This window comes from Agrobacterium sp. ES01 (assembly GCF_050320885.1).
Lineage (GTDB): Bacteria > Pseudomonadota > Alphaproteobacteria > Rhizobiales > Rhizobiaceae > Allorhizobium.
Window position 1 is genome coordinate 193375 of record NZ_JBNQTH010000001.1, and the last position, 13583, is coordinate 206957.

The 13583-nt window shown below is 58.5% G+C and carries 13 protein-coding genes; 9 read left to right on the forward strand and 4 right to left on the reverse strand.

Annotated features, from left to right (window positions below; genetic code table 11):
• Positions 1-145: 145 nt before the first annotated feature.
• The 4 genes from purM (at position 146) to ACQQ2Q_RS01020 (ending at position 4937) form a co-directional block, all read left to right on the forward strand.
• Positions 146-1219: a phosphoribosylformylglycinamidine cyclo-ligase gene (gene purM, locus ACQQ2Q_RS01005; protein WP_428185156.1), complete on the forward strand. Its 1074-nt coding sequence runs from the start codon at positions 146-148 to the stop codon at positions 1217-1219.
• The gene (purN, locus tag ACQQ2Q_RS01010; protein ID WP_428185157.1) at positions 1216-1872 is read left to right on the forward strand and encodes a phosphoribosylglycinamide formyltransferase; all 657 of its coding nucleotides are present in this window, start codon (positions 1216-1218) and stop codon (positions 1870-1872) included. The genes purM and purN overlap by 4 nt, the downstream gene beginning before the upstream one ends.
• A 123-nt stretch (positions 1873-1995) precedes the next feature.
• The gene (locus ACQQ2Q_RS01015; RefSeq protein WP_428185158.1) at positions 1996-3858 is read left to right on the forward strand and encodes an ABC transporter ATP-binding protein; all 1863 of its coding nucleotides are present in this window, start codon (positions 1996-1998) and stop codon (positions 3856-3858) included.
• 140 nt (positions 3859-3998) lie between these two features.
• On the forward strand, positions 3999-4937 hold the full coding sequence (locus tag ACQQ2Q_RS01020) for an omptin family outer membrane protease (RefSeq protein ID WP_428185159.1): 939 nt from the start codon (positions 3999-4001) through the stop codon (positions 4935-4937).
• Between the two features lie 7 nt (positions 4938-4944).
• Here ACQQ2Q_RS01020 and ACQQ2Q_RS01025 read toward each other — a convergent pair whose 3' ends face one another.
• The 3 genes from ACQQ2Q_RS01025 to ACQQ2Q_RS01035 are packed head-to-tail and all read right to left on the reverse strand — an operon-like array spanning position 4945 to position 8475.
• The gene (locus ACQQ2Q_RS01025) at positions 4945-5736 is read right to left on the reverse strand and encodes an SDR family NAD(P)-dependent oxidoreductase (protein ID WP_428185160.1); all 792 of its coding nucleotides are present in this window, start codon (positions 5734-5736) and stop codon (positions 4945-4947) included.
• Positions 5737-5758: 22 nt separating this feature from the next.
• On the reverse strand, positions 5759-6358 hold the full coding sequence (locus ACQQ2Q_RS01030; RefSeq protein ID WP_428185161.1) for an NUDIX domain-containing protein: 600 nt from the start codon (positions 6356-6358) through the stop codon (positions 5759-5761).
• The gene (locus tag ACQQ2Q_RS01035) at positions 6355-8475 is read right to left on the reverse strand and encodes a molybdopterin oxidoreductase family protein (RefSeq protein ID WP_428185162.1); all 2121 of its coding nucleotides are present in this window, start codon (positions 8473-8475) and stop codon (positions 6355-6357) included. Before ACQQ2Q_RS01035 ends, ACQQ2Q_RS01030 begins: the two co-directional genes overlap by 4 nt.
• A gap of 75 nt (positions 8476-8550) precedes the next feature.
• On the opposite strand from ACQQ2Q_RS01035, the gene ACQQ2Q_RS01040 reads away from it, so the two are divergent.
• From ACQQ2Q_RS01040 to ACQQ2Q_RS01060, 5 genes are all read left to right on the forward strand, one after another.
• Positions 8551-9411, forward strand: coding sequence for a 23S rRNA (adenine(2030)-N(6))-methyltransferase RlmJ (locus tag ACQQ2Q_RS01040; RefSeq protein WP_428185163.1), 861 nt, complete (start codon positions 8551-8553; stop codon positions 9409-9411).
• Positions 9412-9522: 111 nt separating this feature from the next.
• A complete protein-coding gene (locus ACQQ2Q_RS01045) occupies positions 9523-10329 on the forward strand; it encodes an FkbM family methyltransferase (RefSeq protein ID WP_428185164.1) in 807 nt (268 codons plus the stop codon).
• A gap of 303 nt (positions 10330-10632) precedes the next feature.
• Positions 10633-11388 (forward strand): ribonuclease T2 family protein, encoded by a 756-nt coding sequence (locus ACQQ2Q_RS01050; RefSeq protein WP_428185165.1) that lies wholly within the window; start codon positions 10633-10635, stop codon positions 11386-11388.
• Between the two features lie 15 nt (positions 11389-11403).
• Entirely contained in the window at positions 11404-12000 is a 597-nt protein-coding gene (locus ACQQ2Q_RS01055; protein ID WP_428185166.1) for a glutathione S-transferase, read from the forward strand.
• Between the two features lie 14 nt (positions 12001-12014).
• Positions 12015-12416 (forward strand): hypothetical protein, encoded by a 402-nt coding sequence (locus ACQQ2Q_RS01060; RefSeq protein WP_428185167.1) that lies wholly within the window; start codon positions 12015-12017, stop codon positions 12414-12416.
• A 79-nt stretch (positions 12417-12495) separates the two neighbouring features.
• Here ACQQ2Q_RS01060 and ACQQ2Q_RS01065 read toward each other — a convergent pair whose 3' ends face one another.
• Positions 12496-13125 (reverse strand): outer membrane protein, encoded by a 630-nt coding sequence (locus tag ACQQ2Q_RS01065; protein WP_428185168.1) that lies wholly within the window; start codon positions 13123-13125, stop codon positions 12496-12498.
• Between the last annotated feature and the right edge of the window lie 458 nt (positions 13126-13583).

Sequence of the window (13583 nt, forward strand, 5' to 3'; positions counted from 1 at the left end):
TTATTACAAGAACCTGCACGGCCGCCACCAGCAGGATAGGCATCGGGGACGGCAAAAAACCAGCGGGTTGAGGGCCTAGCGCCTTGCATCCGACGCGCTGTCATGCAATTGCCACCGCAACAATCGCGAGCCGCGGAGACAAGAAATGAGCCAGTCTGACAGGAACGGTCTGACCTATAGCGATGCAGGCGTGGATATCGATGCCGGCAATCTGCTGGTGGAGAAAATCAAGCCGGCTGTCCGCTCCACCCGGCGCCCCGGTGCCGACGGAGAAATCGGCGGCTTCGGCGGTCTGTTCGACCTGAAGGCTGCAGGCTTTACCGATCCGGTTCTGGTCGCGGCCAATGATGGCGTCGGCACCAAGCTCAAGATCGCCATCGACGCCAATATCCATGACACCGTCGGGATCGACCTGGTGGCCATGTGCGTGAACGACCTCGTCGTTCAAGGGGCCGAGCCCCTGTTCTTCCTCGACTATTTTGCCACGGCAAAGCTTGACCCCGATCAGGGTGCGGCCATCGTCGAGGGTATTGCCGAGGGTTGCCGCCAGTCGGGTTGCGCGCTGATCGGTGGCGAGACGGCAGAAATGCCGGGCATGTATTCCCGTGGCGATTACGACCTTGCCGGCTTTGCCGTCGGTGCAGCCGAACGCGGAAAGCTGCTGCCGGCGGGCGATCTTGCCGAAGGCGATGTGATCCTCGGCCTCGGTTCTTCCGGTGTGCATTCCAACGGCTTTTCGCTGGTGCGCAAGATCGTTGAACTTTCCGGCCTTGCCTGGGAGGCTCCGGCACCCTTTGCCGAGGGTGTTTCGCTGGGCGCGGCCCTTCTTACACCCACCAGGATCTATGTGAAGCCATTGTTGAAGACGATCCGCGAGACCGGTGCCATCAAGGCGCTTGCCCATATTACAGGCGGCGGTTTTCCGGAAAATATTCCGCGCGTCCTGCCCAAGCATCTGGCTGCGGAAATCGACCTGGCCTCCATAAAGCCGCCGGCCGTCTTCTCCTGGTTGTCGAAGACCGGCGGCGTTGCCCGCAACGAAATGCTGCGCACCTTCAATTGCGGCGTCGGCATGATCGTCGTCGTTGCAGCAGCCGATGCCGCGCGCGTTGCGGACGCTCTTGCCGCTGAAGGTGAGACCGTGTTCACGCTTGGACGCATGGTTGCCCGTGAAGACGGTGCTCCGGGTACCATCTATACAGGCGAGCTTGCCCTATGAGCCAAGCCCGCAAGCGCGTCGTTGCCTTTATTTCTGGTAGCGGCTCCAACATGCTTGCCCTCCTGGCCGCAACCAAAGCGGAGGATTTCCCCGCCGAGATCATTGCGGTCATGTCCGACAAGGCTACTGCTGGCGGACTTGAAAAAGCCAGCGCCCTGGGCGTGCCGACTTTCGCATTCCAGCGAAAGGATTACGCCAGCAAGGACGCTCACGAACAGGCGATCCTGCAGAAGCTCGCCGAGCTGAAACCGGACCTCCTCTGCCTGGCGGGCTATATGCGGTTGCTATCGGCCGATTTCATTACCCCCTATGAAGGCCGCATCCTGAATATCCATCCATCCCTGCTGCCGCTCTTTCCGGGGCTCCATACCCATGACCGGGCGATTGATGCAGGGATGCGGGTCAGCGGCTGCACGGTGCATTTCGTCACCGCCGGCATGGACGAAGGCCCTGTCATCGGTCAGGCCGTCGTTCCGGTGCTGCCAACCGACACATCCGACGCTCTGGCCGCGCGCGTGCTCACCGTCGAGCATAAACTTTACCCGGAAGCGTTGCGGCAAGTGGCGCTGGGGAACGTGACCATGTCCGCTGAAGGTCGTGTGATCTCGACCAGCACAGCAACCGACAAGAGCGGCTTCGTCCTCTCGGTCTGAATACGATCGGTTGCAGGCGAATATCCCTTCGTCACATTCGACGGGTTCCCGGATGGCCGGGACTCATGTTTTACTGCGCGTGCTTATTTTCATTCCGAACGAATTTTTGCCCGCGGAGCCGTCATGACGTTGTCCGACCGTATTTTCGGCCCTTTCGAGAGAATATTGCGCCCGCTTGAGGTTCCGTACCGTCCGATCCCCTCTGAGGGACCGTTGCGGCTGCTGTTTCACTTCGTCAAAATGGCGCCTGCGACGCTCTTTATCGTCCTTGCACTCTCGGCTCTGGTTGAGATTGTAAACCTGACGATACTGTGGGGCATAGCGCATATGGTCGACGGCGTCTCGAGTGAAGGGGCCATTCCCTATCTCAGCGCGCACCGCGGGGAGCTGGCCGCTTTCGTCTTCCTGTTCTTTCCGGTTACGCCTGCTTTGATTTTTCTTTGCAATACGATCGGCGTGCATGTGCTTTCTGTATCGTTGCCCGTCCTTATTCAGTGGCATGGTCACCAGGCGGTCGAGCGTCAGGACATCGGCTTTTTCCACGACCTGTTCGCGGGTCAAGTCGCGAGCCGTATTGCCCAAGTCGCCTCAGCGGTTAAGCAGCAGTTGGCGGCAGCGGTCTGGACGCTGCCTATCTCCCTCGTACAGATGGCGGGCTCTGTGGCACTTCTCGCTGCCCTTGCTTGGCCGCTCACGCTGCCTGTCTTGTGCTGGATCGCGGTCAACATCGTCATTGCAAAACAGGCGATTCCGCGTTTCAGTGCGACCGCAAAGGCGGCGGCCAAGGCCCGCAGCAGGGTGGTCGGCGAAATGACGGACCTCTACAGCAACATCCAGACCGTGAAACTTTTTGCCGCCGAAGACAGCGAGGCCGGAGCGCTTCGCAAGGTGCTTGGAAAATCGATACACGCGCAGTTCCGCGAACGCCGTATCGGCCTCACTGCTGACTTTGCGGTTATCACCTCTAATGTGCTGTTGTTCATCGCCATCTTCGGCGTCAGTGTCTGGGGACTGGCTACGTCCTTCGTATCGATTGGCGAATTCGTTGCCGCCGTGACGATCACACAACGGCTTTCAGCCAATTCGCGCGGTTTCTTGAGCCTCGGTCAGCAGATCTTCGAAGCCGTCGGCACGATCCGCGATGCCATGCCGGTTCTGGTCACGCCGCCAAAGGTGGTCGATCAGCCGAATGCCCCTGCCCTGAACGTCACCGGTGGTGCAATCGAGTTCCACAATATCGGCTTTGAATATCACCAGAAGCAGGCCGTCATTCACGACCTCTCTCTTTCCATTCGTTCAGGCGAAAAGGTCGGCCTTGTGGGTCTGTCCGGTGCCGGCAAGACAACACTGGTCAGCTTGTTGCTACGGCTCTTCGATCTGGACGCCGGGAAGATTGCCATCGACGGTCAGGATATCGCCGGCGTCACCCAGGCAAGCCTGCGCGCCCAGATCGGGTTTATTGCCCAGGACGTGTCGCTGCTGCATCGCTCCATTGGCGACAATATTCTCTATGGCCGGCCGGGCGCGACACAGAAGGAGGTGGAAAATGCAGCACGCTTTGCCCGCGCCGATGAATTTATCGCAGACTTGAAGGATGGCGAAGGGCGTACCGGCTACGAAGCCTTTGTCGGCGACCGTGGGGTACGTCTGTCGGGGGGCCAGCGCCAGCGCGTGGCCATTGCCCGTGTGCTGCTGAAGGATGCCCCGATCCTGGTGCTGGACGAGGCAACGTCGGCGCTGGACAGCGAGGCGGAGGCCGCCATTCAGGAAAAGCTCGACATGCTCATGGATGGCAAGACAGTGATCGCGATTGCCCACCGGCTTTCGACCATTGCCCGCATGGACCGGATCATCGTTCTCGACAAGGGACGCATTGTCGAACAGGGGAGCCCCGATCGTCTGCTGGCACAAGACGGCCTGTATGCGCGGCTGTGGCAGCGCCAGACCGGCGGCTATATCGCCTCACGCGAGGACGCGACGGACTAAGCTTGGCGCACGTTGCGTGACGTCGCTACGCGCGTGAATTAGTACCACATAAATCTATAATTAACTATATTATGCGAACATTCTCGCAATATGGTTTTGCCTTGTTTTCAGGCGAATAGAGCGTCAGCGGAGTGTCGAGCGTGTCCAATTCGCGTCAATATTTCAGCCTCGCCGTCTGCCTTTTTACAGCTGGTGCGGTCCATCATGCAGCCGCAGACGACAACCTGATCTCCGGCTCCATCGATGCCGGCATCATGGATATCTATGCCACGGAAACGGTCCATTCCGGCAGTTTCAAGATCAGCGAACTGGATTGGGAAACCAAGAATGTGCCAGTTCTGCGCGGATCGCTTGGCATAGAGATTGCGCCCGAGTGGCAGCTTAAAGTCAATGGCCGCGTCGGCTTCAAGGGCGACGGCAAGATGACCGACTATGACTGGATCAGTCCTTATTACATCGATACCAGCAAGAGCGGCTGGAGTGACCGTTCCATTCACCCCGACACCGGGCTTGATCATTTTTACAGTGGCGGCATCGAAATCAATCGTAAATTTGTCGATGACCCGCGCAACACGCTGTCAGGCGGTATCGGGGTAAAATACACCGACCTGCAATGGACCTCACGCGGCGGTTCCTACCTCTACAGTACCACTGGCACGCGCGACACGTCGGGCACGTTCACCGACGGAGAAAAAGTCATCACCTATCGCCAGCAGATTCCAACCGCCTATGCGCATATCGACGGTTCGCGCAAATTCGGGCGACTGAGCATCGACGGCGGGCTTGAGGGCGGTTTTGCCTTTGCCGCCAAGGCAACGGACAACCACTGGCTTCGCGATCTGGAATTCACTGACGAGTTCGATTTTGCCCCGACCTTCGGCGCAAGCCTTGGGGCGTCCTACACGCTTACACCGAAAGCGTCGCTCTATCTGACGGCCAATTACGACTTCACCAATCTCGGCCGTGGCGACACCAAGACCTACAACACATCGACGGGCGTACGGAATTCGTATGACGAGGCTGCGGGAGCCACGCTTCGCACCATCTATGTCGGCGCGGGCCTGAAGGGCAGCTTCTGATCCGCGATCATTTCTGGCGGCTCATGACATAGGCCGCGCCTTTGGCCAGCAGGCTGCGGGGGAAAATCCTCGCGGTGAGGACCGCCAGCTTGTTGGCGATGCCTGGCACCACGCCTGCCCTGCCGCTGAAAAGTGCCTCAAGTCCCGCTTCCGCCACCGGTTGAGCATCCATCATGAAGGATCCCACCAGTGGATTGAGAGTATGACCAGCGCGTGACCAGAAACCGGTTTCGGTCGGTCCCGGCGAGAGCACACTGACCTTGATATTCTTGCGCCGCAGTTCCTCGCGCAAGGAATAGCCAAGCGACAGCACATAGGCTTTGGTGGCGGCATAGACCGCGTAGCCTGGAATGGGTTGGAATGCGGCTGCGCTTGCGACCAGCAAAATATGCCCGCCGCCACGCTTGACCATCTCTGCTGCAAAGAGATGGCAAAGTTCGGTCAAGGCGCGGATATTGACATCGATCATGCCCAATTCATCCTCAACCGTGTGAGAGATGAAGCGACCGTGGCAGCCATAGCCTGCATTGTTGACGAGCGCATCGACGGTGATGCCGCGACGTTCCAGCGCCGCTTTCAACTGCCGGGCGGCACCTGGCTGGCTCAAATCGGCAGCGTCAGCCACGACCTCGACGCCATGGGCGGACCTGAGGGCGTCAGCGAGCGCCGCCAAGGCCTCCTCGCTGCGCGCCGTGACGACGATGTTATAGCCTCTGCGCGCCAGATTATGGCAGAACGCCTGACCCAGTCCGCCCGTTGCGCCGGTCACAAGCGCCCATTTGGCAGAAGTCGATGCCATGCGTTTCTCCCGATCTGAATGTCTAGTTGAAGAGACGGTCGCGGTTGAGCGCTGCCCATTGCAGGAAGACAACCGTCTTGCCGTCGACAATGGTGCCGCTTTCGATCATCGCCAGCGCCTCATCCAGAGGGAGCTCGCACAGTTCCAGGTCTTCATGCTCGTCTTCCAGGCCGCCGCCTGCTGCCACCTTGGCGGAATCGTCAACCGAGGCGCTGTAGAAATGCACTTTCTCGGTCACAGCGCCTGGCGACATGTAGAGCGAAAACAGTTTGGTCGGCGCCTCGACCTTGTAGCCGGTTTCCTCCAGCGCCTCGCGGCAGATGGCTTGTGCCGGATCCTCGTCCTTTTCCAGTGCGCCGGCCGGCACCTCCAGCAGGAAGGCATGATCGCCGCGCAGAAAAGCCGGGACGCGAAACTGGCGCACGAGCACCACTGTCTGGCGCTGGCTGTTGAACAGGAAGAGTGCCACCGCTTCACCGCGATCGAACACTTCCCAATCCAGCCGGTCGGTTTTTCCATCGTCCCCGGTGTAGTCGAAGGTCACGCGACGCAGGCGGCTCCAGCCGTCCCACAGGGTCTCGTCGGAGACAACGTCTATTGTCGTCCTGTCGAATTTGCTCATGCGGTTTCCTTGCACAGCCAGACACGGTTGTCGTGGAACGCCGCGCCCCCATGCGGCGCCACGGCATCGGCACCGGTCAGTACATTGATACCCTCGCCATCGACATGGGCCTTATTGGGCCACAAGCCCTCGGCGACCAGAACGCCTGCCTTGACCTCCCCCGTCACCCGGGCATGGATGCGGATTTCGCCTCGGTTGTTTCCAAGTTTCACCAGATCGCCGTTTTCAATGCCAAGACGCTCGGCATCGGCATGCGCGACCATCACCTGTGGCCGCCCTTCCTTATCGGACGAGGTCCTGGTCTCGGCGAAGGTGGAGTTCAAGAAGTTACGCGCGGGCGATGTGGTCAGGCGGAAGGGGTGAACCTCATCGGCTGCTTCAATCATATCGACCTGGTCCGGAAAACGCGGCAATTCGGCCATCGGTCCCATATTGCCGATCGTGTCCGGCGGACTGTTGGGTGTGACTGTCCCCGCCCAGTCAGGGCTGAACCGGAACTTGCCGTCCGCGTGGCCAAACCCGTTGAGGAAATGCGCGTCCTCGAAGGGCGGCTGGCAATCGAACCATTTTTCCTGCTCCAGCACGTCAATGCCGGGATGTCCGGCACCGGTCAGGATACGGTCGATATGCTGGCGCTCATCCATGCCGAAGCCCGGCATATCGGCGATGCCGAGACGTTTGGCCAGTTCCTCGATCACGTAGAGATTGCTGCGCACGGTGTCCGGCGGCTCGACGATCTTGGGTCCAAGTAGGATATGGCTGTGGCCACCGCCCCGATAAATGTCGTCATGCTCCATGAACATTGTGGCCGGAAGGACGATATCGGCAAGAGCAGCCGTATCCGTCATGAACTGCTCGTGGACAATGGTGAAGAGGTCGTCGCGCAGGAAGCCCTGCTTGACCAGCCGCTGTTCAGGCGCAACGTTCACCGGATTGGTGTTCTGGATGAGAAGTGCCGTCACCGGCCCGCCATGGCGCAGGGCCTCGGCATCGCCCGTCAAGACGCGGCCAATTTGCGACTGATCGAGCGAACGCACGGTGGGATCGGCATAGGCCGTGCCCATCAGCAGCGATTTGTCGAAGCGGTAGATGCCGCCATTGTTGTGGAAGGCACCTCCACCTTCATATTGCCAGGAACCAAGTACCGTCGGCACCGACAATGCGGCATGCATGGCAACGGAGCCATTGCGCTGGCGGGTGAACCCGTAGCCGAGCCGGAAGAAGCTTTTCCGGGTCTGGCCCACCAAAGCCGCAAAGGCTTCGATCTCCTCGACGGATAGGCCCGTGATCGATGCTGCCCATTGCGGTGTCCGGCTCTTCAGATGCGCCTCAAGGCCCGATGGATCGTCCGTGTATTTGTCCATATAGGCGCGATCGGCATATCCATCGCGGAACGCAATGTGCATGACCGCGCAGGCGAGCGCCGCATCTGTGCCCGGCCGGACAACCAGCGCCATATCGGCCTGCTTCATCGTCGGATTATCGTAGACATCGATGACGACGATCCTGGCACCGCGCTCCTTGCGCGCCTTGACGGCATGGGTCATCACATTGACCTGGGTGGCCACCGCATTGGTACCCCAGATGACAACGCAATCGGCCTTGGCAATCTCGCGCGGATCGGCGCCGCGCAAAGCGCCTGTGCCCATCACATAGCCGGTCCAGGCCATATTGGTGCAGATCGAGCCGAAGAAACCGGAATAACGCTTGGCGTGACGTAGCCGCTCGATGGAATCGCGCTGCACCTGGCCCATCGTGCCGGCATAGAAATAGGGCCAGACCGCGTCTGCCCCATGGTTCTGCTCGGCCTTCAGCAGGCCTTCGGCTGCTTCATCGAGGGCCGCCTCCCACGAGATCTCCTGCCAGACACCCTCCCCTTTTGCGCCGGTGCGACGCTTAGGCGTCATCAGGCGGTCAGGATGATAGATGCGCTCGGCATAACGGGCGACCTTGGCGCAGATGACACCGGCGGTGTAGCTGTTGTCGGCAGCGCCCCTCACCCGGCCCACACGGCCATCCGGCCCGAGGTCGACATCAAGTGCGCAAGCGGAGGGACAGTCATGCGGACAGACCGTATGACCGATGGTGCGGGAGGTGTTGGGACTGGCGATGTTCATTGCTTTTCTATATGGCAAGCAGCGCGGGCTCAAAAGCCCCATTTCCATAAATCATAGAACACATCAGGATCGCAGATGAACTACCGTCACATCTATCACGCCGGCAATTTTGCGGATGTGTTGAAGCATGCGGTGCTGGCGCGCCTGGTCGTCTATATGCAGCAGAAAGACAAGGCCTTTCGCGTGCTCGATACGCATGCTGGAATTGGCGTCTATGATCTCTCGAGCGAGGAAGCGCAGAAGACCGGCGAATGGCAGGACGGCATCGGACGCTTGCTGGAGGCCGAGCTGTCGCCCAAGGCGAAGGCGCTGCTCTCCCCCTATCTCGACGCGGTGCGAGAGCTGAACCCCAAGGGACCGGTGACGGTCTATCCGGGATCGCCGAAGCTCGCGCGGATGTTGTTTCGCCCGCAAGACCGGCTTTCGGCCATGGAACTGCATCCGGATGATTACCGCGCACTTGCGCGCCTTTTCGAGGGTGATTTTCAGGCGCGCGTGACCGAACTGGACGGTTGGCTGGCACTGGGCGCACATCTGCCGCCGAAGGAAAAGCGCGGCATCGTGCTGGTCGATCCGCCATTCGAGAAGGACGGTGAATATCTTCGCATCGCAGACGGACTGGCAAAGGCCTATCGCCGTTTTGCCACCGGCACCTATTGCCTCTGGTATCCGATCAAGAAGGGCGCACCCATCGAAGAGTTTCATCAGGCACTGCAGGATCTGGAAATCCCGAAAATGCTCTGCGCCGAGCTTCTGGTGCGCAGCGATCGCGATATTACAGGGCTGACCGGGTCAGGACTCGTGATCGTCAACCCACCCTTCACGCTCAAGGATGAACTGCACACACTGCTGCCGGAGTTGAAGAAAATTCTGGGCGTCGATCGCTATGCGTCGCAGCGTTGCTTCTGGCTTAGAGGCGAATCCGAGAAGATTTGAAAAAATTTAATTAAATCCGAACCTTAACCATCAAAGCGCAAGAAGCACTGATTTATTTGCATTACCTAATCAATCCTCGTTAATTGAATTAAACGATTAGGGAAAATTGTAATGCTTAAATCCGCGATCCGTTCATACACGCCTGAAATCATCTACGATCTATTTCGTCGCACCAAGCAAGAGCGAATGACACGGCAGTTTGCCGCATACGACGCCACCCATAATTTTGCGGGCAAACGGCTGAACATGCATATCGCAGATCCTGTTGGTTCAGCCTGGTACGATCACGATGAAGACAACCTTCCCGAACTCGAGTTCCTCAAGCGCTTCAAGCTCGCCGGTAAGACGATCTTCGATCTGGGCGCGCACCAATGCATGGTTGCCATGCTTCTGGCGGAACTGGCCGGCAAGGCTGGCAAGGTGGTGGCTGTCGAAGCCAATGCGCATAACCAGCGGGTTGCCGAGCGCAACATCGCCATGAACGGCTACCGCAACATCACCTGCCTTCACGGACTTGTCTCGTCGGGGAAAATTGCTGTCTCGATCGATGGCGGGCTCAACGGTCGCGCCCGGAGTGCCGGTGTCGGGTCCGCCAAGGTTGCTGTTTTGTCGATTGACGAATTGACCGCTGTCCATGGTGCACCGGCGCTGGTTTTTCTGGATATCGAGGGGCACGAGATCGAGGCCTTGGGTGGCGCAACGCAAACGCTGTCGCATACAACCTCACACTGGTTCATCGAGCTTCATGGTGACGCCGATCTGTCGACCTACGGTCACAAGAACAGCGATATCTTCAAATTCTTCCCGGCCCGGGCCTTCAACGCCCATATCCTCCACGTCAAAAGCGGGGAATTCTTGCCCTTGTCGACCAGCAATCTGCCGAATGACCGCTGCCACGTCTTCTTCGAATGCCGCTGAGGCCTCTTGATAGCGAGAGGCGGAGCCGTTCCGCCTCCCCAAGCTTGATGGCTTGACCTCTCCCGAGTTAGCCAACATTGTTGCAAAAACGGGAGACTCATGATGGGCAATCGCTTCTTCATCAGTAGGTTAGCCGCAACTGGCGCGTTCTTGAGCGCGGGCCATGCGGCGATGGCTTCGAGTTCAAACCGCACCCCCAATTCCGCCGACAATACTTTCGACCACGAAAGCCGTTATCTGCTGCTCCGTCATTGTTTGCCGGAGGAGCGGCCCCACACGACATTGCAGCGATAGAGGTCCGCCATGCACCGCTATTATGGCATCGCCGCCTTTGTCGGCCTGATGATTGCTGCGGGCCTCATGATCTTCCTGCAAGATCCTATCGTGCCCAGTTGGGACGTGGGAGATACTCCGGCGGTCATCGTTCAAGCCGCCCCCAAACCCGTCCCTGCCCCTGCTGAAGGCACAAAACCTTTGCCCATTGGACAGGGCTTCGACTTCTACGTCCTGTCCTTGTCGTGGTCGCCAAGCTACTGCCTGTCAGACGAGGGAGAGGGCAACCAGCAGCAATGCGGCTCCTCCAAGGCATTCGGACTGATCGTGCACGGGCTGTGGCCGCAATATGAAAAAGGCTATCCCGAATCCTGCGCCAGCGACCAGCCGGACCGCGTTCCAGATAACCTCGGCCAGCATTATCTCGATATCATGCCGAGCATGGGGTTGATGGGGCATGAATGGCGCAAGCATGGCACCTGTTCCGGTCTGTCTCAGGCGGATTATTTCCGCGTGACACGCGCCGCGTTCGAGAAGCTGAAAATACCGGACACATTGCAACAACCCGAAATTCGCCAAACCATGAGTCCTGACGGACTGGAGCAGCAATTCGTCGCCGCCAATCCCGGACTTTCGACCAAAGCCATGTCCGTGACCTGTGACGGGGAAAGGCTGGAGGAAGTGCGCATTTGCATGACAACCGATTTAACATTCCGGGCGTGCGAGGAAGTTGATAGAAAGTCGTGTCAACGTTCATCGATCACGATACCGCCGGTCGCCAATTAAACCTCAGGAAACGACATGAAACTGCTTTACTCTTCGACGTCCCCCTATTCGGCCAAGGTGCGGATGGCCGCGCGCTATCTGGAACTGGATATCGAATCGGTGAAAGTGGATACCACCGCGGCGCCGGACATTCTGATCGAGAATAATCCGTTGGGGAAAATTCCAACACTGGTGCGCGGGGATGGGCAAGTGGCGATCTTCGACAGCCGTGCCATCATGCAGTATCTCAACCGGATTTCGGACGGTAAGCTCTATCCCAAAAAGGGCGAGAAGCGCACCGAAGCGGAGCGCCTTGAAGCGCTGTGCGACGGGACGACCGATTGCCTTCTGGCAATTGTCTATGAACGCCGCTTTCGCCCGGAAGAGATGCTTTACCAGCCTGCCATCGACAAGCAGTGGTCAAAGGTGGAGCGCGGTCTCGACTATCTGAACGCCAATATGCCGAAAACCGGAAAGACATTGCATGGCGGTCATTTCGCGCTTGCCGCCTTGCTCGGTTACCTGATGCTGCGTTTTCCCGGACAGTGGGAAAAGGGCCGCACGGAACTGGCTGCGTGGCCTTCGAAATTCGCCAAGCGTTTCGATGGCTGGAGCGAAATGAAGCCGCAGTGACGGTGAGGCAAACAATGAAAACAGACTGGCCTCTAATTCGTGAAATGATGAACGCAGCGATTGATGCCTGCGAGCGCATTGAAGCGACCGGCTTTGAGCCAAAAGATCGTGATGCGACGACCACAGTAAACGGGCAAGCGGTCAGCGTCAGCGATTTTCTGACCAGCGGGTGGTCCCTGCCTGAGACGGTGCGCTACTCAATTATCCGCGCACGCCATGACGCCGGCAATGATCTGCCTTATGTTCCTGAGACGGCACGCATCCTGACTGCAATGGCTGCTGCCAGTGCCGAACTGATCGGAGCGTTGGGGCAAAACCCGGCAAGTGGAGATGTTCGACGGATGATCGAGTGGTTCAATCTCCACGCAGCAACCGGCGTAGAAAGGGCAGTCGCCGAGCGGCTCAGGGAATTATAGAGCTTGATAAAAGAGAAGCCGGGACGAACCCGGCTTCCAATTGGTGCTGCTTCACTCGTGAAGCGTACTTCCGGCGTTCTTAGAACTTGACGCCGATACCGAGCTTGACGCTGTGATCGTCAAAGCCGCGCGATACGGTTGTACCGCCGAGGTCGAAGTCACGGTCCATGTAGTCGGTGTAGCGGTATTCCACGCGTGCGGTGATGTTATCCGTCACCAGGGCTTCAACACCGGCACCGACTGTATAACCGGCCGAGACCTTCTCGTCAGAGCCTGCGGCGCTGCTGAGTTCATGATTGCCGACGGCCAGACCACCGGTACCGTAGATCAGGAACGGGTTCATGTCGTAACCGACGCGACCACGGATCGAGCCGTTGAGGCCTTCCTTGCTGTCGATGCCGGCGCCGGCCGAACCTTCCTGGTTGTTGTAGCTGATGTCTGCTTCCGGACCGTAGACGATCTGGCCGCTCTGCATGTTGTAACCACCGTAGAGGGTACCGCCAACGGCGTCGCCGAGGTTGCTGCCACCCCAATCATAGGTGACGCCACCACCGATATATCCACCGGTCCAGCCAGAGGCTGGCACATAGGTGTTTTCGGTGGCGACTGGCGGTGCTGGGATCTGGTCGACCGCATCAGCTGCCTGGGCCGCGCTGAAGCTCACGAGAGCTGCCGAAGAGACCATGAGGGTCAGAATGAGTTTACGCATAAAAAATTCTCCTTTTCGGTTCAGGCCGCCGAACAGCTGTTTGTTCCTGCGATATGAACGTTAGACGGTTCCTGTCCGTTCCCGAGGAAAATGAAATTCAATTGAGGATTTGAAAGAGCCAAAATGTGAAATGTTTGTGGCGCCCAAGTGGTGAAAGTTAGATGTTGCTATTATGCGACAGGGATTTTATTAACCCTAATAAATAGTAAAGTCAGATCTACTTGATATCGCACCGTTTTACTTGAGAACGAAGATGTTTGCCGCTTGTGTTGTTTTTGGTGTGTTATCAAGCCGGCGTGTTCGCCAAACGTAAAAACACGCCTATATGACTCGTGGCTTCGATTCTTTGCGCCCATGCACACGGAGAATCGAGCCCGACCACGGCAGCGGTGGTCGTAAAGGCACGAAAATTGGATGCCGCTTTGCCGGAGATCAGCGTTCTACAGACGCAAACGGGT

What these genes read in the sequence shown, in the direction of transcription:
- purM (WP_428185156.1), top strand. Translation starts at nt 146, where the DNA reads ATGAGCCAGTCTGACAGGAACGGTCTGACCTATAGCGATGCAGGCGTG.
- purN (WP_428185157.1), top strand. Translation starts at nt 1,216, where the DNA reads ATGAGCCAAGCCCGCAAGCGCGTCGTTGCCTTTATTTCTGGTAGCGGC.
- ACQQ2Q_RS01015 (WP_428185158.1), top strand. Translation starts at nt 1,996, where the DNA reads ATGACGTTGTCCGACCGTATTTTCGGCCCTTTCGAGAGAATATTGCGC.
- ACQQ2Q_RS01025 (WP_428185160.1), bottom strand. Translation starts at nt 5,736, where the DNA reads ATGGCATCGACTTCTGCCAAATGGGCGCTTGTGACCGGCGCAACGGGC.
- ACQQ2Q_RS01030 (WP_428185161.1), bottom strand. Translation starts at nt 6,358, where the DNA reads ATGAGCAAATTCGACAGGACGACAATAGACGTTGTCTCCGACGAGACC.
- ACQQ2Q_RS01035 (WP_428185162.1), bottom strand. Translation starts at nt 8,475, where the DNA reads ATGAACATCGCCAGTCCCAACACCTCCCGCACCATCGGTCATACGGTC.
- ACQQ2Q_RS01040 (WP_428185163.1), top strand. Translation starts at nt 8,551, where the DNA reads ATGAACTACCGTCACATCTATCACGCCGGCAATTTTGCGGATGTGTTG.
- ACQQ2Q_RS01045 (WP_428185164.1), top strand. Translation starts at nt 9,523, where the DNA reads ATGCTTAAATCCGCGATCCGTTCATACACGCCTGAAATCATCTACGAT.
- ACQQ2Q_RS01050 (WP_428185165.1), top strand. Translation starts at nt 10,633, where the DNA reads ATGCACCGCTATTATGGCATCGCCGCCTTTGTCGGCCTGATGATTGCT.
- ACQQ2Q_RS01055 (WP_428185166.1), top strand. Translation starts at nt 11,404, where the DNA reads ATGAAACTGCTTTACTCTTCGACGTCCCCCTATTCGGCCAAGGTGCGG.
- ACQQ2Q_RS01060 (WP_428185167.1), top strand. Translation starts at nt 12,015, where the DNA reads ATGAAAACAGACTGGCCTCTAATTCGTGAAATGATGAACGCAGCGATT.
- ACQQ2Q_RS01065 (WP_428185168.1), bottom strand. Translation starts at nt 13,125, where the DNA reads ATGCGTAAACTCATTCTGACCCTCATGGTCTCTTCGGCAGCTCTCGTG.